Origin of the sequence: Streptomyces odontomachi (assembly GCF_024435355.1) — a bacterium.
GTDB lineage: Bacteria > Actinomycetota > Actinomycetes > Streptomycetales > Streptomycetaceae > Streptomyces > Streptomyces odontomachi.
Genome location: NZ_JAMJWG010000011.1, coordinates 24,390 through 45,004, shown reverse-complemented (window position 1 = coordinate 45,004; position 20,615 = coordinate 24,390). Strand labels below are relative to the sequence as shown.

General features: G+C 68.6%; 10 protein-coding genes and 1 pseudogene. 10 read left to right on the top strand and 1 reads right to left on the bottom strand.

The genetic code is table 11. The features are described from left to right. Positions 1–2 precede the first annotated feature (2 nt). From NQO67_RS22455 to NQO67_RS22440, 4 genes are all read left to right on the top strand, one after another. Positions 3–6,947: a DEAD/DEAH box helicase gene (locus tag NQO67_RS22455; RefSeq protein WP_255952163.1), complete on the top strand. Its 6,945-nt coding sequence runs from the start codon at positions 3–5 to the stop codon at positions 6,945–6,947. After that, entirely contained in the window at positions 6,944–9,235 is a 2,292-nt protein-coding gene (locus NQO67_RS22450) for a UvrD-helicase domain-containing protein (RefSeq protein WP_255951944.1), read from the top strand. The genes NQO67_RS22455 and NQO67_RS22450 overlap by 4 nt, the downstream gene beginning before the upstream one ends. A 139-nt stretch (positions 9,236–9,374) precedes the next feature. After that, positions 9,375–11,222: a DUF262 domain-containing protein gene (locus tag NQO67_RS22445; protein WP_255951943.1), complete on the top strand. Its 1,848-nt coding sequence runs from the start codon at positions 9,375–9,377 to the stop codon at positions 11,220–11,222. 312 nt (positions 11,223–11,534) lie between these two features. Continuing rightward, positions 11,535–12,086 carry a hypothetical protein gene (locus NQO67_RS22440; protein WP_255951942.1) on the top strand — a complete coding sequence of 184 codons (552 nt, stop codon included), beginning with the start codon at positions 11,535–11,537 and terminating at the stop codon, positions 12,084–12,086. A 415-nt stretch (positions 12,087–12,501) separates the two neighbouring features. On the opposite strand, the gene NQO67_RS22435 is transcribed toward NQO67_RS22440, so the two are convergent. Then, positions 12,502–13,800 carry an MFS transporter gene (locus NQO67_RS22435; protein WP_255951941.1) on the bottom strand — a complete coding sequence of 433 codons (1,299 nt, stop codon included), beginning with the start codon at positions 13,798–13,800 and terminating at the stop codon, positions 12,502–12,504. Between the two features lie 440 nt (positions 13,801–14,240). Here NQO67_RS22435 and NQO67_RS22430 point away from each other — a divergent pair, with 440 nt between their 5' ends. The 6 genes and pseudogenes from NQO67_RS22430 to NQO67_RS22405 all read left to right on the top strand — a co-directional run bounded on the left by NQO67_RS22430 (position 14,241) and on the right by NQO67_RS22405 (position 20,599). Continuing rightward, entirely contained in the window at positions 14,241–15,497 is a 1,257-nt protein-coding gene (locus tag NQO67_RS22430) for a tetratricopeptide repeat protein (protein WP_255951940.1), read from the top strand. Then, positions 15,497–16,747, top strand: a complete 1,251-nt coding sequence (locus NQO67_RS22425; protein ID WP_255951939.1) for a polyprenyl synthetase family protein — start codon at positions 15,497–15,499, stop codon at positions 16,745–16,747. The genes NQO67_RS22430 and NQO67_RS22425 overlap by 1 nt, the downstream gene beginning before the upstream one ends. A 115-nt stretch (positions 16,748–16,862) precedes the next feature. Then, positions 16,863–17,036 (top strand): annotated as a pseudogene (locus NQO67_RS22420) (GNAT family N-acetyltransferase); the annotation flags it as partial. Between the two features lie 348 nt (positions 17,037–17,384). Then, on the top strand, positions 17,385–18,620 hold the full coding sequence (locus tag NQO67_RS22415) for a cation:proton antiporter family protein (RefSeq protein WP_255951938.1): 1,236 nt from the start codon (positions 17,385–17,387) through the stop codon (positions 18,618–18,620). A gap of 21 nt (positions 18,621–18,641) precedes the next feature. Next, positions 18,642–19,511: a hypothetical protein gene (locus NQO67_RS22410; RefSeq protein WP_255951937.1), complete on the top strand. Its 870-nt coding sequence runs from the start codon at positions 18,642–18,644 to the stop codon at positions 19,509–19,511. Then, positions 19,508–20,599, top strand: coding sequence for a hypothetical protein (locus NQO67_RS22405; protein WP_255951936.1), 1,092 nt, complete (start codon positions 19,508–19,510; stop codon positions 20,597–20,599). The genes NQO67_RS22410 and NQO67_RS22405 overlap by 4 nt, the downstream gene beginning before the upstream one ends. Positions 20,600–20,615: the final 16 nt, after the last annotated feature.

Genomic DNA, 20,615 nt, shown 5'->3' with positions numbered 1-20,615 from the left:
TCCTGAAGCCCACCCTGGCCGCCGCTCAGTTACGCGGCAGTCTGACGCAATACCTCACGACGACGTACGCCCTCGCCGACGAGGACACCCGCAGCGCCCTCGAACGCTTCCTCGGGCATCCGGAGACCGGCATATTCCGGGGGCCGTACCTGCGGATCAGGACACCCTTCCACGTCGCCGACGACGACTGGCGGCAGGACATCGAGTGGTCGACGGGGCATCCGGGGTTCCCGGGCTTTCCGGGGTTCGTGCCCTGGCGTCACCAGGCGAAGGCATGGGCTCGGTTGTCCACGCTGCGCGGTCCCGCCCAGCCGACGGTGGTGACGACCGGCACCGGCTCCGGCAAGACCGAGTCGTTCCTGATACCCGTGCTGGACCACTGCCGACGCCAGAAGGCCGAGGGGCGGAGCGGAGTCAAGGCCGTTCTGCTGTATCCGATGAACGCGCTCGCCACCGACCAGGCGGGGCGCATTGGCGAGTACCTGGCGCGGCCGGAACTGGCACAGCTCACCGCAGGCCTCTACATCGGGGATCGGCCCGATACGGATTTCCGGCGGGTGATGACACGCCGGGACGAGATGCGGTTGTCGCCGCCGGACGTGCTGATCACCAACTACAAGATGCTCGACCTGCTGTTGCAGCGCGGGGAGGACCGGCAGCTGTGGGAGGGCGCCGACCTGGCCTACGTCGTGTTGGACGAGTTCCACACGTACGACGGCGCGCAGGGCACCGACGTCGCGATGCTGCTGCGGCGACTGGGCGCCGCCACCGGTGCGTCCCGGCCCGGCAGGCCGCTGGGGTCGATATGCCCGGTGGCTACCTCGGCAACGCTCGGTGAGGGGGCGCCGGGCAAGGAGGCCGGAGGCGTCCTCGACGTGGCTGCGCGGGTGTTCGGGATGCCCTTCCCGGCGAACGCGGTCATAGGCGAGGAGCGGCTGACCGCGGACGAGTTCACCGGGTCCGTGGACTACGAACTGCCCGAGCCGCCCACCCCGCAGGAGGTCGTGGCCGTGTCCGGTGGTCCGGACGTGGAGGCCCGGCCCGACCAGCTGGATTTGGACGCGCTCGCCACCGTGATGCTGGGGCGGGCAGGCCTCGATGCGTTCCGCATCGGACGGTTGCTCAAGCGGCATGACTTCACCCACGGTGTGCTGTCCCTGCTCAGCGGGGAGCCCCTTGACGAGTGGGCGTTACAGGACCGTCTGGCCCGGTTCGGGTATTCCTGGGGCCGCACCGCGCGGGAGAACCCGCGGCTGGTCCTCCAGGCGCTGGGCCGATTCGTGGCGCTGCTGTCCGCGGCCCGCGACCCGGACTCCGACGAGCGTAGGCCCCGGTCCCTGCTGCACATCGAGGCACATCTGTGGGTGCGACCAGTGACGCGGGTGCTGCGCGGAGTGGGGCACACGCCAGAATTCCGCTGGTACGCGGACGACCGGACCGCAGCGCGGCGGGCCGCGTTGCACGCCGCACCCGCCGGCGACGACGACTCGGATACGTCGTCCGGCAGTTGGCCGTCGTCCTCGGCGAGCAGACCGAAGCCGTTGCCGGGCACGGACACGGCGCCTCGACCGGCGCAGGTGCACCTGCCGGCCGTGTACTGCCGTCACTGCGGGCGTTCCGGGTGGGCGGCGCTGTCCCCGGAGACTGACCCGCAGCAATTGGTGACTGCACAGGACCGCATCTGGCGGGCCGCTGTCGGGCGGGACAAGCGACGCATCCGCTACTTCATTTCCGCCACCGAAGGCGAGCGGCAGCAGGCACTGGACGCGCTGACGGGGGCGCGGCCCACTGACGGCAAGACCGACCCGCTGTCGGTCGTGGTACTGGACGGCGGCCAGGGCACCTACCGGCTACCCACCTCGGCGGACGACGGCGAACTCGTCGACGCGTGGTTCGCGCGAGCCCTGCTCGACAAGAACACCGCCGACCGGGCCGCGAAAGACGACCGTTGCCCGGCCTGCCACACCGACAACGGCATCCGCTTCCTCGGCACGGCACAGGCGGCCCTCGCCTCAGCGACGGTGACCCAGTTGTTCACCGGCGGCGACATCGCGCTCGTCCCGGAAGAGCGCAAGACACTGCTTTTCAACGACTCCACGCAGGACGCGGCGCACCGGGCGGGTTACGTCGCCAACGCTTCGTACAAGTTCTCGCTGCGTTCGCTGCTCGCTCACAACCTGGACGAGTCAGGGGCGCCCGTCCCGCTGAACGACCTGATCGGCCATGTCCTGGATTCAGTGGACGACGCGGAAGCGCTGGCCGCCGTAGTCCCTCCTGACCTGCACGACGAGCCGGGCGTCGACCGCCTGCTGTCCGGCCGCGGCACCGGCGACGCACGGACCTGGAAGCTGATCGGAGAGCGCCTCGCCTTCGCGACGGTGATGGAGTTCGGGCTGCGCAGCCGCATGGGCCGCACCCTGGAGCTGACCCGCACCGCCGCCGCCGAGGTGGCCGTGGCCGAGCCCGACCGCATCACGGACCTCGCCCGTGATCTGCACTTGTCCCTGCCGGGGCAACTCCTGGTGGGAGGCGGCCTGCCCACACCGGAGCGCTATCTGGCCTATGTACGGGGGCTGCTGGAGCGGCTGCGGATGCGCGGCGCGATACGACACCGCTGGCTGGACACCTGGATCAAGGAGGCTGGTGCCAACCGCTACGTCATATGGGGGCGCAGGCCCGACGGTATGCCTGCGTTCCCGGAGGGGGTGGCCCCTCCGCGCTTCCTGCTGGACGGGCAGAAGGACAGGACCGAGTTCGATGCCATCACGGGACGCCTGGGCTGGTACCAGGACTGGACCCGCAGGTGCCTGGGCCTGGACGCGGCGGGAGCTGTCGAGTACTTGCGCAGGTTACTGCCCGCCCTCGCCGAGGAGCGTGCCCTGGCGGTACGCACGTCACGCGACCGGCAGACCCGCGTCTACGGGCTGCAACCGGGGCACATCGAAGTGCGGCTGCTCGGCGACGCCGTCGTCAACAAGGCCTTCGTCAGTTGCGAGGACTGCGGATGGCAGCAGATCGTCGCGCCCGAGCGCCGAACCCGCTGGTACGGGCACCCCTGCCCGCGGTACCGCTGCGGTGGGCGGCTGACCGCACCGCAACCGGGCGCACAGCGCGGCGAGCCGACGTTCTCCCGTAGGGGCGACGCCGCCGAGGAGCGGGACTACACCGGCGACTACTACCGGCGTCTCTATCTCACCGGTGGCACGTTCCGTGTCGTGACCGCCGAGCACACCGGCATGCTCATCCGCCCGGAACGCGAACGCGTGGAGCGCGCCTTCAGAGCAGGAACGCACTACACCGACCCCAACGTGCTCTCGTGTACGCCGACACTGGAACTCGGCATCGACATCGGCGAACTGTCCGCCGTCCTGCTCGGCTCCCTGCCGGCCGGACCGGCCAGCTACGTCCAGCGTGCCGGACGGGCCGGCCGCCAGACGGGCAACGCGCTGGTGGTCGCCTTCGGCGGACGCAGGGCACGCGACCTGTACTACCTGGACGAGCCGCGCGAGATGATCGCCGGGACCATCCTGCCGCCGGGTTGCTACCTGTCCGCGGTGGAGATTCTGCGCCGCCAGTACACGGCCCGGCTGATCGACCTCGCCGCCCGGGGCGCACTGCACACCTCTGACGGGGAGGTGCTGGCGCCCCTCCCTCGACTGTCGTCTGCCCTGTTTGGCACCAGCGGCTGGTGCCAGGACCTGGCCGACGCCGCACAGACCCATGGCGCGGAACTCGTCGATGGGTTCCTGACCCTGTTCCCCCCCAGCAGCGGCGGAGAGGACCCGAGCGACGCCGGCATATCGGCGTACGCAGCCGAAGAACTGAGGGCCTATGCGACCGACGGCATTGTCCGCGCGCTTCAGGAGGCCGAAGAGGACTGGACGGGCCGGCGTGAAGAACTACGTCGCAGGATCGCCGCCATCGACCAGGCCGCCGAGCAGCTGGCCAGGTCAGACGAGTCACAGGAACGTGAGAGGCGCGAGTTGCTGGCCGAGCGCCGTGGCACCGGTGACCTGCTGCGCGAACTGAGCCAGTCGAGCGCCCACGCCACGCTGGTGGAGCTGGGGCTGCTGCCCAACTACAGCCTGACCGACACCACTACGCAACTGGAAGCGACGCTTTACTGGAACGAGGCCCAGGGCGACGACGAGAGCGCCGAGGGCACAGGAGCAAAGGACGGCCCGCCCAGCAAGGTCTACCGCAGTGAAACGCGGGGATACGAACGCTCCCGCAAGCTGGCGCTCACCGAGCTCGCCCCCGGCAACAGCTTCTACGTCAACGGTTACCGCCATGTGGTGCGCGCCCTCGACATCGGCAGCCCCGAGCGCCGGGCGTGGTCGGTCTGGCGGCTCTGTCCCGGCTGCGGCTATGTGCGTACCAGCGGCGCCGAGCATGACACCGGGCCGTGTCCGCGCTGCGGCGGGCGGGAAATCGCGGATGCGGGGTGCGTGCAGTACGTACTCCAGCCGAGGAGGGTGCTCTCACGAGACAAGCGGGACGACGCCCGGGTGCGGGACGACCGTGACGAGCGCGATCGCAGGCACTATGCGACCCTGACCACCGTCGACATCGACCCCGAACGCCTGGCACCCGGCTCCTGGCGGCACGACACCGCTGTCTTCGGCGTCGACTTCACCCGCCAGGCCAAGATCCGGACGCTCAACCTGGGACTCGACCGCGAGGACGGTAGCAGCACGGTGCCGGTGGCGGGGCGCGATGTGCGTCTCAACCCCTTCTTCGTCTGTACCAGTTGCGGCGGCGCGACGGCCGACGGCCGCCCGGTGGCAGACGTGCCGCAGCACGCGCTGACCGAATCAGGAGCAGTGGGCTCCCCGGCAGCCAAGCATCATTTGCTGTGGTGCCCCCGACGCCGGGGCAAAGGCACGGATAGGGACGCCGCAAGCGGCCCAGGCAGAGGACAGGACGTCCCACTCCTGCTCGCCCACGAGCTGACCACGGAGGCAGTGCGCATCCTGTTGCCCGCGTCAGTGGCCCGTGCCAAGGAGCGGCTCGCCTCCTTCACCGCTGCGCTGTTCGCCGGCATAGCCGCCCGCTACGGCGGCGACCCCGATCACATCGACATCGCCGAGGCGACGATGCCGGACCATGCGGGCGATTCGAGCGCCGACTGGCCGAGGCGCTTTCTCGTCGTCTACGACCGCCTTCCAGGCGGCACCGGGTATCTGCACCGATTGGCGTCCGCCGATGGCTTCCGCGAGGTGCTCCTGATGGCACGCGAGGTCATCGAGGGGTGCGCATGCCTGGAAAAAGGACTCGACGGCTGCCACCAGTGCCTCCTGCGACGAGTCCCCGCCGCCGACTACGACAGGGTGAGCCGCAACGAAGTCAGGCAGATGCTGGACGAGCTGCTCGGCACCGACGGTGAGCGCTGGAAGACCTCACCGGTCGCGACCACACGGCACATCCCGCTCCAGCGGCAGGCGGAGAGTGACCTGGAGATCCTCTTCCTCGACACCCTTCAGGACTGGGCGAAACTCACCGAGTCCGGGGCTGCCGCGGACACGTACACCACCTCGGCAGGCACCTACGCGCTCGACCTGCGGCTGACGGCGGCGGAGGGCACGACCGTGAGCTGGCGGGTCTCGCAGCAGCGCGTCCTGGACGGCACCCGGCCCGATGTACTCCTCGAACGACTCGACGCTCCTGGCCCGCGCGTGGCTCTGTATCTGGACGGCTACGCCTACCACGCCACCCGCGAACACAACCGGCTCGCCGACGACGCCATGAAACGGACACGGCTGAGGGCGGAGGGCCTGCGGGTGTTCCAGCTGACCTTCTACGACGTCAAGGAGTGGCGTCAGCGGGTCCAGGACACGGGGTACGCGGCAGCGAAGTCGAACAATCCGGTGTGGGAACCGTACGGCACGAGCGGCCGCAAACGGGCCCGTGACTACTACGAACGCGTGGGCGGGGGTCTACCCGGCGAGCTGGCGGAAACAGTGTGGGTCAATCCCGTCAGGCTGCTCCTCTCCTATCTCCGCTCCCCCGACCCCGGGCGGTGGCAGCACCGGGCGGAAGCGGTCGCCGCCGGTCTGAGTGGGACTGACGGCGTCCGTGCCATCGCGCTCGCGGGTGAAGAGGTCACCGATGGCATCCGAGAGGCTCTGGGCGGCGGTGCGGTGCGGGGGGCCTCGGGACCGGTGCGGCTGCTATTCGGCGCCGATACGTCGGGTTGCCGTCTGGTGCTGGCTGCGGACGGCAGGCGCACGCCGCCGGTTTGGACAGGACTCAGCGTCCTGGACGACGGCGATGCGGCCCTGGCAGATGAGCAGGCTCACAAGCGGCGCTGGCAGGCCTGGCTGTACTGGAGCAACGTGCTGCAGTTCCTGGAGTACGGCGGCGGTGACAGTGCTCAGCTGACCACCAGCATGCTCGACGGGTTCGCCCCCGAGCTGCTCACCGTCACAGGCGGAACCGGCTGGCTGACGTCGGTGCACACCCCGGCCTCCCCGCGCGCCGAGGATGCACCCGCCACCGTCGACGAACCGATCGTGCCGGCGCACAGCGCGAGCGCGCGCGTCACACCCGTACCAGGAGCAGCCGACAAGGCCACGGTCGCAGCCTCGGAGCAGGATGCGGGCTGGGAGCGGGTCATCGAGTACCTCGATCCGGAGGAACCGGGCCTTGCCGGCCTCGCGCAGGCGCTGGCCGACGCCGGGGTGCCCGCCCCACGCGATGGCTACGAACTCGACGAGCACGGCTGGCAGGCCGAATTGGCCTGGCCCGATGCCCGTGTCGGCGTGGTCCTCGCGCCCCTCGCACACGGGGTCGAGCCGGACCACGAGGCAGAGGACCGCGACAAGGCATTCGCGGATGCGGGCTGGGAGGTCCGCACCGCGACCGAATGGGGCCAGGAGTCACTGATAGCCCGGCTCACCGGACAGCAGCACGGCAGCACCACGAGCGACGGAGAGCGGAAGCGATGAACACCTCGGGCGTCACACTGCGCCTGCTCGACAAGGCCGACAAGGAGATCCGCAAACTCCCCCGCACGGTCAAGGGGGCGTTCTTCGACTTCCAGCACAAGTTCAGGACCAACCCGAACACAGCAGGGTTGAAGCTCCAGCAGCTCAAGGGTGACAGCAGGCTGTGGTCAGCACGGGTCAACGACGAGTACCGAGCGCTGCTCCTGCGGCTCGCCGACGACGACTGGCTGATCGTCTCCGTCAAGCACCGCAAAGACGTCTACGACCGTCTGTCCTATGGCGTCAACCAGATCACCGGCGGAATCGAATACGTGGACCTGGAGGTGGTGGAAGACAGCATCCTCCGCCGCCTTCCAGCACCGCCACCGTCCCCCACGGATACCGCGCCAGCAGCACCGACTCCTCCGGAAACGGCCCAGACCCTCTTCGCGGCATGGTCCGACGAACAGCTCTCGGACCTTGGAGTCGCCGAACCCCTGCTGCCGGTCATCCGCACGCTCACCACGGAGGACCAACTCCTCGGCCTGATCGAGTACGCCCCGCAGCTCACCGGCGAGGTCCTGCTCGCGCTGTTCGACGGCGCATCGTACGACGCCGTACTCGACCAGGTGACCAGGCCGGTCGCCGCCACCGAACCGGTCGACCCGGATGACTTCGAGGCGGCCGTTCAGCGCCCGGCAACCGTCGTCACCACGACCGATGACGCCCTGAAGGAGGCCTTGGAAAGCGGCGACTTCGGCCGGTGGAAGGTCTTTCTGCACCCCACACAGGCAAAGCTGGTCGAGCGGCACTACAACGGCCCCGCCCGGGTGGGTGGCGGTCCTGGTACCGGTAAGACCATCGTCGCCCTGCACCGGGTGCGATTCCTCGTGGGGCAGCTCTCGGCCGGCCGCGACAAACCAGTCCTGCTGACGACGTACAACAAGAACCTGGCTGCCGACCTGCGCTCCCGGCTGCTGGAACTGGGCGGCGAGGAGCTGCTGGCCCGCGTCGAGGTGAGCCATGTGGACCAGCTGGCGCTGCGCATCGTCCGAGAAGCTGAACCAGGCAACAGGAAGCAGACGATCGACGACAGCCAAGCCGTACGGGAATGGCGAGGGCTCCTCGATGAGCTCGGGGAAAACAACTGGGACCCTGAATTCCTCCACGACGAATGGACGCAGGTCATCCTCGGCCAGGCCGTCGGCACCCGCACCGAGTATTTCCGGGCGCGCCGTGCTGGGCGTGGCAAGAACGTCAGCCGTCAAGAACGCGCGGATATATGGCAGCTGGCCGACCGCTTTACCCAACGTCTCGACCGCCTCGGACGGCAAACCTGGGACCAGGTGGCCGAGCGCGCCGCCCGTCTGGAGATGGAACGCGAGCAACGCATCCTCAGGATCGCGCAGCAGCGTGAGGAGGCAGGTGGCCTTGACAACATCCATCTCCAGGACGGTTCGGGGGGATGGCTGCGATTCCGGTATCGGCACGTCGTCGTGGACGAGGCGCAGGACCTGCGGCCCGCCCACTGGAAGATGCTGCGCGCGATGACTCCTCGCGGCGAGAACGACCTGTTCCTGGTCGGCGACACCCATCAGCGCATCTATAAGAACCAGGTGACGCTTGGCAGCCTGGGCATCAACATCCGTGGCCGCGCCTCGAAGCTGAGCCTGAGCTACCGCACGACGCGGCAGATCCTGCGCTCGGCTCTCGGCGTACTGGGCGACACCAAGTACGACGATTTGGACGGCAGCGAGGAGACCCTGGCCGGGTACCGCTCGGTGCTCAGCGGGAGTAAGCCGGTCGGACACGCGTTCGTCGACTGGGCGGCAGAACGGGACGGCATCGCTGCCCTGATCAAGGATTGGGATGCCAGTTCAGAACTGAGCATTCCGCACGAACAGATCGCCATCTGTGTCCCTACTAATCAGATGGCAACCGAGGTGGGTTACACGCTCAGGTTGCACGGTATCCATTCGGTCGAAATCCGTTCGGACGGCCCGCACGGCGCCGACGGAGTGCACGTCGGCACCATGTTCCGCTTCAAAGGACTCGAATACCAGCGGATGATCATCGCAGGAGTGGCGGACGGTATCGTGCCGCGCGACGTCGTCGAACGCCTGCGCGCTACGGATCCGGTGCGCTATCGACACGAGATCCAGCGGGCGAGGTCCCTGCTTTTCGTGGCGGCCACCAGGGCTCGGGACAGTGTCGATCTATTTTGGCACGGAGCGCCCAGCCCGTTTCTCGGCGCGACGCTCACATCCGGAGGAAATCCGTCGGATACAGACGGCGCCGGGGATGAGTAAGTGACCGGAGGGTGCCGTCGCGGCTGACCGATTCGAGGAGCCGGGTCAGCCCGGGACTGCATTCGACACACGACGATATCGATAGTTGTGCAGGGCCGATCTTATTGCGGTTACTGCTGAGCCACAAGGGAGCGAGCACGTGCGGGCAGACACAGTCGATCTGCGACGGATCTTCGGCAGAGACATCCGCTATACGGTGCCTTTGTTTCAGAGGCCTTACGTGTGGGATCGGGACGAAAACTGGGCTCCCTTGTGGGCTGATATCCGGCGAACCATCGAGCTTGCCGAACAAGCAACGGAGAACGAGACTGTGGCGCCGCACTTCCTCGGCGCCCTTGTCTTCGACGAGACGCCCTACCTATCGTCGAACCTGGAGACCCGGCAGGTCATCGACGGCCAGCAGCGCTTGACGACACTGCAACTCTTCTTATTCGCTGCCCGAATCTCCGCCACGGCCCTCGATCACGAACGCTCCGTACGGCTGCTCAGCAAATTCCTGGAGAACGACGAGGATCTGTTCGACCGGGACGGCCACCCCGACCACCTCTACAAAATCTGGCCCACCAACGCGGACCGAGAAGAATTCCGCACCGTGATGACGGGGCATGGCGGTACCGGACGGCTCGCGCAGGCCGTCGCTTATTTCCAGCAGGAAATAAGCTCCTGGCTTGCCGAGGCAACTGATCCCGAGGAGCGTCTCGGCGCACTGGTACAGACGATGCGGGAACATTTGCGTCTGGTGATCATCGACCTGGAGAAGCACGACGACGCTCAGGTTGTCTTCGAGACGCTGAACAGCCGTGGCACTCCGCTCGAGAAGGCGGACCTCATCAAGAACCTGCTGTTCCGCACTGCCGAGCACGCCGGGGCAGACGTCGATCGGCTTTACACCACGTACTGGTTCCCCTTCGACCAGGACGAGTGGCGCACCGAGCAGAGGACCGGTCGCATCACCCGCAGCCGTCTGGATGTCTTCCTGACCCACTGGCTCATCATGCGCAGCCGGCGTGACTTCACCTCATCCGCCCTCTTCAAGGAGTTCGAACGCTGGCTCGCAGCATCGTCCGCCTCCACAGAGGACGTTTTCGCCGAACTCGCCCGGTACGCCGACATCTACGAGCGCATTGACCATCACCCCACCGATGGAGTCGAAGGCCGCTTCCTGTACCGGATGAAGGTCATGGACACTTCCACCCCGATGCCCCTACTACTGTTCCTCTACGGGTTGGAAGAGGGCGTCCTCTCCAGCGAGCGCAGGCTTCGAGCGATCCGTGCGGTCGACAGCTACCTCATGCGCCGGACGATCCTCAACCTGACCAACCGCGATTACAACCATGTCTTCCGGGAGCTCGTAACGGCCGCAGCCAGGCAGCCCGAGTACGCGGACGAAGCGGTCATCAAAACCCTTTCGTCCATGCAGGGGCCTCACCGGCAGTGGCCCACGGACGCAGAATTCCGTACCGCGCTGGAACAGGCCCCGCTCTACTCCCGCCTGTACCGCAGCCGTGTCCGCATTCTGCTCGAAGCGCTGGAGGACGCACTACGCACCGACCACACCGAGCAGCTCGTTCCCCCTGTCGGTGAACAGGTCAGTGCGAAATTGACCATCGAGCACGTCATGCCGCAGAGCTGGCGCGACAACTGGCCAGTGCTTGAGGACGACCTCCAGGAAGGGGCTGAACGCGATGAGTTGGTACATACACTCGGCAATCTCACCTTGCTGACTGGCCGGCTCAACCCCGCCCTGGGGAACATGGCTTGGGAAAGCAAGAAGCAATTGCTCGGCGAGCACAGTCTGCTGCGCCTCACTCATGGCACCCTGCTCAACTCTCCCGAGGACAGCGGTATCACCGACTGGGCCGCTCATTGGGACGAACACCGCATCCGCGTGCGCGGCAGCTACCTAGCCTCGATCGCGCTCCGGATTTGGCTGTTTGCGGACGGTCTACTGTCTCTTCCCGTGGACTCAGCCTCGGCCGTCAACTGATCTACTCCGGCAGCGGCTACGAGCAACCTTTGAAGGTTCTGCCTGGCTCAGCTCAGCCTACGCACGGATGCCCACTGGTCTCGGGGCAACGGGTATTCGTGCGCAGACGGTGATCTGTGGAGCAGGGCCCTCGCAAGCCGAACAATCACAAGACCAATTGGGGCGAGAAGCCGCTCGGCAGATGTTAAGTCTCTATCTGGAGCCCAACTTCGCGGAACCTTGTCATCGGCTCCTGGGACCTGTCGCCAAGCTGACAAGCCACCCGGGCCAACCGCCCAGGACTTCCTGCCCGATACGGGAGCATGTTGTGCCATGAACCTCCTGTGGACCCTCCTGGCGGCCACCATCACCGCCCTGGTCACCACAATCACCGTTGGCCTGGTCGCCACCCCCCGGCTGGACGCCCGCAAGAAGCGGATTGGCGAGGCCCATGCCGCACGCGACACCTTCGGCACACATCTGATGACGGTCTTGGCGACATGCACGCTCCTGGAGCAGACCCCGGTGGACGATTCCGACTGGAGTCGCAGCCTTCGGGACCGGGTGAAGGGGGAGCGAGAACGGTGGCTACAGCAACTCGACGACGCCACACGATGGATGGTCGACAACGCCTTCACATACGCCGGTAGCTGGCCCTCACAACGGCTCAAGGACTTTGCCGTCGCCTATGCAGCCAACGCCCGGGGTGTGGTGCTGTCGGAGCGGGATGAGGCCGTTAAGCGGGAGCTGCTGATCGCGCTGACGACACCGACGCAGCGCCAGTTCTTCGCGCTCTGGTGGATCCGTACCCGTTACTACACGGCCGATCAGCGGCTGTTCGCCGAGACGATCGCACGCCTCGCACCGGAGGTGCCCCAAAGCTGACGGATGCACGAGGCACCAAGCGCAAGAAGTCGCCGCAGCCCAACTGTGGCAGGCAGGACCGCAAGCTGCGCTAGGCGAAGTGAGGCTTGCCCTTTTCAACTGAAGATCATCTGAATCACCAGTTGACCAACGCTCGGTGGTTTCCCCTGTTCCCCTGCCCCACATCCCCCGCCCTCCGCCAGGTCCCGCGAGGACCTGCACCGCCTCTGATCACTGCCTTCCCTCGCGGTCGGACCTGCGCAGGTTCATACCCTGGGGCGTATTTGCAGCAGCCGCGTTCCTTCAGGCGCACGGCGCGTCTCGAGACCATGGCGGCGCTTTGCTCCGTGTCCGTCTCTCCGGGATCAGTTGAGGGGACGGGGGCGCGCCGGCGCCGGAGAGCCCGCCGGGACCGAAGAGCCGGCCCCTGTGCAGGTCAGCCCTGCCGCTGCGGAATCAGTGCGCCCTTCACCCACCAGCCCTTGCCGTCCGCCTGGCGGTGGCCGGACCGTGTCAGCACTACGTTGTTCGTCTCGGGTGCCCACATCAGTGACGTGACACCGCCGATGAGCGACACGACGCCCATGAACACCATCGACCAGCTCAGGCCGAGGTGGTCGAGGGAGAGCGGCAGCACGAAGGTACCGAGCGCGGCGCCGATTCGGCTGGCCGCGGAGGACAGGCCCACGCCCGAGGTGCGTATGGACGTCGGGAAGACCTCTTCGGGGTAGATGCCGGGCAGGATGCTCATGATCCCGTACGAGAAGAGATAGCCGAAGAAGCACGCCGTCGCGAGCCATACCGGCAGGAGCGAGCCCAGCGCCACCAGGAACAGCGCGAGCGCGCAACCGAACATCGGCCAGATCAGGATGGTCCGCCGGCCGATCCGATCGACCAGGAACCACCCCGTAGCGGCTCCGACCAGCGCTACGAAGGTGCCGAGCAGCGCGCCAGCGAGCGCACTGCCGCCGAGTCCGATCGCCCTGAGCACGGTTGGCTGGAAGAACGTCAGCGCGAAGTACGGGAGGACGATGCAGATCCAGAAGACGCACGTGAACACCGTGCGCCGGAGATAGTCGGGCGAGAACAGCTCCCGGTAGCGGGTCTCCTCGGCCTGCTCGTCGCGCCAGTCCTCGGTGTCCATCGACACCCCGAGGTCCTGCTCGACGATGTCGGCGGCTTCCTTGTGGCGCCCCTTGGAGATCAGCCAGCGGGGCGATTCGGGCAGGCCGTGCCGGAGGAGCAGGCATACGACGGCGGGGACGGTGCTGGCGGCGAGCGTGTAGTGCCAGGCGTCAGGCCAGTTCGTGTTGACCAGGTAACCGATGAGGTACGCGACGACGTAGCCGACGTTCCACAGGATTTCCAGGATGCCGAGGTAGTTTCCGCGCTTCCGGGTGGGCGCGAACTCCGCGAGCAGCGGCGACCCGATGGAGTAGTCGGCACCGACCGCGAGCCCCATGACCAGGCCCAGGGCGAACACCTGCCAGGCCGCCGTCACGAAGAACATCAGCACAGCACAGCCGAGGAACACTGACAGATCGATGGTGAACATGGGCCGGCGACCGAGCCTGTCGGTGACGTATCCGAGGAACAGGCCCCCGAAGAACGTGCCGATGAGGGTCGACGACGAGATCAGCGAGTTCCACGTCGAGGTGACACCGATATCACGAGCCATCGCGGTGCCCGCCAGGGCCGACGCCACCGAGGCGAAGACGAACCCGTCGATGAACATACCGCCGCCGGTGGCAGCCGTGAGGCGCCGCAGGAAGCGGCGTGTTCCGGGGCTCGCCGGAGCCGTGTCTCGTGAATCGTGTGCAGCCGTCGTCACAAGGGTGCCTTCCCGTAGGTGGCAGTGCCCCTCTCCCGTATTCGCTCATTCATTCCTGTGGCGTCCGCTACACCGGCCAGGGTGATCGAAGCGAGATGGGGCAGACAGGGCAATCGACGGCGGCGGCCCGTCGGCGTCGCCGGTGCGGGAGGTACACCACTTCGGACTCGGACGGCAAGCCCCTGCCGTGGGCCTTCCCTCCGGGCGGGGTGGTACCTGAGGACTACGAGGGTCCGCTTGTGGACGGAAATCGGGCCGTTGCCTGAACCTCCTTCAGCCGCCGCCGCATCTTGCCTCACGTCGCATCCAGCACAACCGGCAGGAAGAGTCTGATGATCGGCCACATGAGTCAGGTGGAGACCGAAGGGGCGCGGAGTTCGCGGTCCCCGGAGACGGACGGCGCACGGCGGGCCTCGGCGCCGGAGTACCAGGGAGTGCTCGGGTCCCTTTCGGTGAACGCCTCGGTCAGCGACGTGCTGGCCCGTGGTATCGAGGAATTGCGCGCCGCCGAGTCCGCCGGGGACCTGCGGGAGGCCGCGCGGTGCGGGCTCGCCGTTGCGGAGGCGTACCGGAGGCTCGGCCGGACGGCTCAGGCCGATGGTGCCTGGAAGTCGAGTTACCGGACCGCCCGTTCGGCGGGTGACCAGGCGGGGATGGCCTGGGCGCTGTGGAGCGGCGGCACGCTGGCCCGGCAGACGGGAAGGTTCCGGCTGGCGTACCGGCTGCTGCGGCTGGCGTCGGAATGGGGCGAGCGCAGCGGTGACGTCGTGGCCCTCGGCTACTCCCTCGCCGGACTCGCCGAGACGGGCCGCATACAGGGAGATTACGCGGCCGTGGAGCGCCTCCACGAGCAACTGCTGGCTGAGGCGCGCCGACGCGGTGAGGCCCGGCACACGGTGTGGGCCCTGGAGGGCATCGCGCAGATGCACCGCAACAACGGCTCCTACGACCGGGCTCTCGCCCTCTTCGAGGAGGCGGCCGAGACGGCCCGCGCGGCCGACGACCGGCGGGGCTGGGCATGGGCGATGCGCGGCATGGCCGACGTGCTCTCCGCACGCGACGGGCGCACCGAGGAGGCGCTGTCGCTGCTGTCGCAGGCCGAGGAGACCTGTCGCGCGATGGACCTGCGCAGCGCGCTCGCCTTCAACCACAAGATGCGCGGCAACGTCCTCTACCGTGCCGGACGTTATGCCGAGGCCCGCGACACGTACGCGTACGCCCTGACGGAGTTCGAGGGGATCGCCGAGCCCCGGGGCACCGCGCTGGCCCGTCTCGGCCTGACCAAGGCGCTCGCCCGGCTGGGTCGCGACACCGCCCGGACCGCCGCCGACCTGGCCGAACTACGTGCCCGGCTGCGGGTCATCGGACTGCATCACGCCCGGGAGATGGTCGACAAAGCTGCGGCCGAGCTCGGCGTGGGTCCGCTGCCCGACCCTGGCCCTGGTCTTGGCCCGCGCGATGACCGGAGCGACGGCACGCCGGCCGCGGACGTGCCCCTCGCACCGGCCGGAGCGGGCCGTCTCGCCGCGCTCGCCGACGCCGGCGTGCTTCCGTCGGCAGCCCGTACGGTGGCCAGGACCGCGGAGGTCGATGCGTGGTGATGAGTTCCATGACTCAGCTCTTCTCCCCGCCGACCGGGCCCGCCTCCACCGCCCCGCACCCGCCAGCCGCCGCACTGGCCGCACCAGGCACCACCCCGCACCCGCAGGCCGCATCGGCCACACCAGGCACCGCACCCTCCACACAAGTCGCCACGCCCGCCGTCGAGGCCCCGAGACTGACCCCGACCCCGGTCCCGACCCCCGTCCCCGTCCCCGTCCCCGTCCCCGTCCCCGACACCCTCGCGCGCTGCCGCAGCCTCGTGCGCCCCGTACTCGTGGACACGATCCGCCGGCTCGACCCATGGACCGGCAAGAAGGCGGCGTACGCACTCGGCTGGTGCGACACCTCCGGAACCCCGGACGGAGCGGCCTCCCAGGGGAAGGGGCTGCGGCAGGCCCTGGCCGTGCTGGCTGCCGAAGCGGTCGGTGCCGATCCTCTCGTCGCCCGTCCGGCGGCCGTCGCGGTCGAACTGGTGCACGTCTTCTCCTTGCTGCACGACGACATCATGGACGGCGATCCGACCCGCCGCGGGCGTGCCGCGATGTGGTCGGCCTACGGCATCGGACCCGCGATTCTCACCGGTGACGCCCTGCACGCCCTTGCGGTGCAGTGCCTCGCCCGGACACCGGGCCCGCGCACCGCGCAGGCGGTGCGGCGGCTGTCCGACACGCTGCTCGCGCTGGTGCACGGCCAGGCGGACGACCTGCGCTTCGCGCGGCTGCCCTGGAGCGGGCCGACCGCCGTGCGGCTGGACGACTACCGCACCATGGCCGAGCACAAGACCGGCACGCTCCTCGGCTGTGCCGCCGCGCTCGGTGCCGAACTGGGGGACGCACCGGACGCGACCGTGGCGGCGTTCGACCAAGCGGGCCGCCACCTGGGCGTGGCCTTCCAGGTGGTGGACGACCTGCTCGGCATCTGGGGCGACCCGCACACGACAGGCAAGCCCGTCCACGGCGACCTCAAGGAACGCAAGAAGACCTACCCGGTGCTCGCCGCTCTCGCGACCGGCGGCCCGGCCGCCCGCGAGCTGCTCGCACTCCTTCAGGCGCCCGGGCCGCTCGACGCCCCCTCCGCCTCCCGCGCGGCGGCACTTGTGGCCGAAGCCGGCGGGCAGGCGGCCGGCCGGGCCGAGGCCCGCGACCACCTCGCCCGGGCCACCGGTCTCCTTGACCAGGCCGGGCTGCGACCGGGCCCGGTCCGAGAACTGCGCACACTGATCGGTTCCCTCCTCGACCGGACGCACTGACCGCCGGGGTCCTCGGGGACCGGCCGCCCTTACAGACCGTTCTCGTCGAGGAGTCGCATCAGGTTGCGTTTGCGCTTCTGGTTCGCGCGCATGGCCGTGAGGTATGTGGTGAACGCTATGCACTCCTGCGGACCTGCCGGTGGCGATCTGCGGCATCGACTATCAGGTCTCCAAGGAAGCCGGAACCCTGTGGCAGCTCGCCGTGCTGCCGGCGCCGCAGTCCCGCGGCTTGGGAACGTTGCTCGTCCGCGTTGCCGAACAACGAATCCGGTACCGCGGGCTCCGTCAGCCGGCAAGGCACCCCCACGATGCCCAACCGGCAAGGCACCCCCACGATCCCCAACCGGCAAGGCTTCCGTATGAGGCCCACGATGCATACGGGATTCCCCACCCCCACCGGGATGATTGTCGGTTTTCAGCCGGGCGGTGAGCCGTTCTTCCCGTGATGGCGGGTCATTTCTACAATGGAAAGTGGGGTGGACTCACCGAGGCGGGGGATCAGGCGGTGCATATGCGGCGCAGTGCAGCTTTCGGCGCGCGGTTCTTACGCCGTGGCCAGGTGTCTTTGTTACCCGGCTTACCCGGAATCGTGGCGGGGTCGCTGGGCGCGTTGGTGCTCGGGCTCGTGACAGGGGCGGTGACCAGACCGGATGGCCTCACCGACCACTCCTGGTACCTGTTCCTGGCCGGACTGCTGCTGGGCGTCGGGCTGTTCGGCAGCACCTACGAGATAGCGCCGCGCGAGATGCGGCAGGACCTGCGCACCGTGCTCGTGGCCGTCACCCTCGGTGTCGTGGTGAAGGCGTCGCTGATCGCCGCCGTGATGGTGCTGGCGTTCCACCGGCCCGAGTACCTCGTCCTGGGGATCGCCGTCGCCCAGATCGACCCGCTGTCGGTGGCCGCGATGAACAACCGTCATCGCATGTCACCGCGGGCGAAATCGCTGCTGTCGGCGTGGGCGTCCTTCGACGACCCGATGACCGTCCTGCTCACCCTCTACGCCTCCGTCCTCGCCTACCAGGTCTCCGGCCGTTCCGGGGCGCCGAGCACGGGACCGGCCGGGGACGGCCTGGCGGCCTACGCCCTGGGCTTCGGCTGGAACGCGCTGCTGCTCGCCGCGGTGGCCGCCGCCTGGTTCCTGCCGCGTCGGCTGCGGCGCAGGCGGACGAAGGCGGCAGGTCGAAGCCGGGTGCAGGAGGTGACCGCGTTGCTTCTGCTGGCGGCACTGCTGGTGGTCGCCGCCGTCTGGATGCTGATGCTGGCGGTGGCGCTGGCCGGGCTCTTCCTCCGTGTCGACCTGGTCCGCAAGGTGATCGGCCGGGCGGTGCCGGTGGCCTTCCTGGTCGCCTCGTTCGGCCTGGGGCTGCTGGTCGTCGGCGGATTCTCGCCGTGGCGCGGTGTGGTGCTCGGGCTGGCCGCGTTCGGTGCCCAAGCGGTCATCGCGCTGCTGATCGTGCCCAGGCTGATGCCCGGTCTTGCCCGCACCGACCTCGTCCACCTGGCCCTGGGCCAGCAGAACGGGATCACCGCGATCATCCTGGCGCTCACCCTGGAGCGGGACTTCCCCGGCACCGTCGGCATCGTGGCGCCCGCCATCGTGACCATCAACCTCCTGTACTACGCCGGCAACGAAGCATGGACGCGCCGGCGCCGGCAGCCGCAGGAGCCGTCAGCAGCCCCGCCCGAAGCCGCGCTTGCCCAGGCCGCGCCGGAGCAGCCCGCCGTGACTCCTGCTCCGATAGCGGTGGCCGGACAGCACTCGCCACCCGCCGCCGGAGCGCGGCCGTGTAGCGTCAGGCGCGCGGCCACCCGGCAGCCCGGGGGCCCGCAGTCCGCATCAGCCACCCTGGCCGACGGCATGTCGTCCTTGTGAGCAGAACGGGGTATCGGGAGGGTGTTACGGGAGGCGGTGCTGGCGGCCGTGGCGGCTGCCTGCCTGGGTGCCGTGTGCGCGCCGCAGAACGCGCTCGCGGCCGACTCCGGCAAGGACGACGTGCAGACCGTCTACTGCCTGACGCCCTCCCGCCGCGCCGCCCTGGTCCAGGCCGCCGCAGCGCTGGGCGTGGCCCGCACCGTGCCCGGCGATCCGTCCCTGGTGCGCGTGACCGCCTCGGGGCCGACGATGACGGCCCCGACCTGGGCGGGCCACGACCCGGCCGCGTTCCGGCGTACCTGCACCGCGCTGATGGCCGCAGACGCCGCCGCTCGGCCATCCGGCGGCGGCGCGGGCGGCGGGGATTCCGGCGGCCTGTTGACCAGCCTTGCGGTGGCCGCTGGAGGTGCCCTCTTCGCGCTGGCCGGCCAGCTCTTCGAGCGGAGCACGGGCGGGCGACGCGAGCGGGCGCGTGCCGTGGTCACCGCCGCCACCGGGTTCGCGGTCAGTGCCGGTGAGTACCTCGACGCCTGGCAGCGCAACACCGACACCGCGCACGAGCCCACGGCCGCCGCCCGCGCCGCCCTGGCCGCGGCACTGCGCGGGCTCGCCGTGACCGGAGAGCGCTCCCGGCAGGCCGAGGCACTCGCCCGGAGCCTTCCGCTGGCGCAGCCACCCGTGGCGGTGGGCGCCACGGCCACCGGGCCGCGCGCCCTGCCCGCGCACGAGCGGCCCGCCCTGGCCGAGGAACAGCACAGCCTCCTGGAGGCCCATGTCGACGCGGCACTCCGTCTGACCCGTTCGGCCGGAGTGTGGCACTTGCGCAGGCTGGTGCGCGGCCCGGATCAGGTCCCCGGCAGCCAGGACCAGGATGCAGGTGATCACGCTTGACCAGGACCGTCCACAACCCGTTCGCCATACGCGCCGCCTACGAGCCTTCCGGCACCAGCCGGCCCGTCTACAACTGGACGGGGGACTGGCCCCTGGTCCCCTGGATGATTCACGGGCACGCGGAGCTGTACGCCCCGGTGGACCATACCGACGAGCAGTTCCAGTACTTCGTCGACGAGGGCCCCCAGGCGTTGGACGTCACCGACAGCCAGGCCACCTCGGGCCATGTGGTGGTGGTCAGCGGGCCGCAGGGTTGCGGCAAGACGTCACTGATCCACCGCTGTGTGGCCGGGCTCGTCGAGGGCATCCGTGAAGTCAGGCAGCGGCACGAGACCGACGAGGAAGAACTGTGGTCGCTGAAGCGGGGGATGGAGGAGGTGAGCGTCGTACTGCTCGGCAACGTGAAGAACCGGGGTGATGGAATCTGCCGGGACAACAACGGGCAGTTCGCCCCGCTCGAAGACATCAACAGACGCATCTTCGACCAAGTCAAGCGCAGGCTGGGAGCGGTGAAGGACTTCTCGGGTCTGGCCGCCTCCGAGGAACACGCCGCTCTGCACTCATCCGCCCTGTGGAACGCCTACCGGGCCCTGGGAGAAGTTCTGGTCGAGCTTGCCCACTGTGTCCTGGTGGTGGTTCCCGACATGCGATGGCGCAGCTCGGATCTGCAAAAGAGATTTCTTCGCGCCTGCTCAAGCAATGTGCCGGCAGGTATGGTCTTCTTCGTGGAAAGTTCCAACAGCGAGTTGGACAAAGACATAGAAGACGAGTTCGGCGATATTCAGCTGGGTACGAATATGACTCATCTTATTGTCGGAAAGCTGCACGATCAGGACTGCGCACGGTTCGTCGAAAAGCGCATGGCCGCCCCAGGGCTGCCCAGCCCCCGGGTCACCGTGGCCGACGAGGCCATCGGTGGGGACTCACCGCACAGCTGGGGCCGGACCGTGCGGGACCTACAGGAGATGTACTACCGAGTCTCGCAAGAAGTGATCAGGAGCCAGCACCACCGCCAGGAGATCACCCTGGACCACCTGCGCGTGTACCAGGACCGCAGGAGACCGAACCTCGGAGCTCTTGGACGTTAACGCCGATTCGCCCCTG

Excerpts from the sequence above, each read along its gene's own strand:
- NQO67_RS22430 (WP_255951940.1), top strand. The coding sequence starts at position 14,241 with ATGAGTCAGGTGGAGACCGAAGGGGCGCGGAGTTCGCGGTCCCCGGAG.
- NQO67_RS22450 (WP_255951944.1), top strand. The coding sequence starts at position 6,944 with ATGAACACCTCGGGCGTCACACTGCGCCTGCTCGACAAGGCCGACAAG.
- NQO67_RS22440 (WP_255951942.1), top strand. The coding sequence starts at position 11,535 with ATGAACCTCCTGTGGACCCTCCTGGCGGCCACCATCACCGCCCTGGTC.
- NQO67_RS22425 (WP_255951939.1), top strand. The coding sequence starts at position 15,497 with ATGAGTTCCATGACTCAGCTCTTCTCCCCGCCGACCGGGCCCGCCTCC.
- NQO67_RS22435 (WP_255951941.1), bottom strand. The coding sequence starts at position 13,800 with ATGTTCATCGACGGGTTCGTCTTCGCCTCGGTGGCGTCGGCCCTGGCG.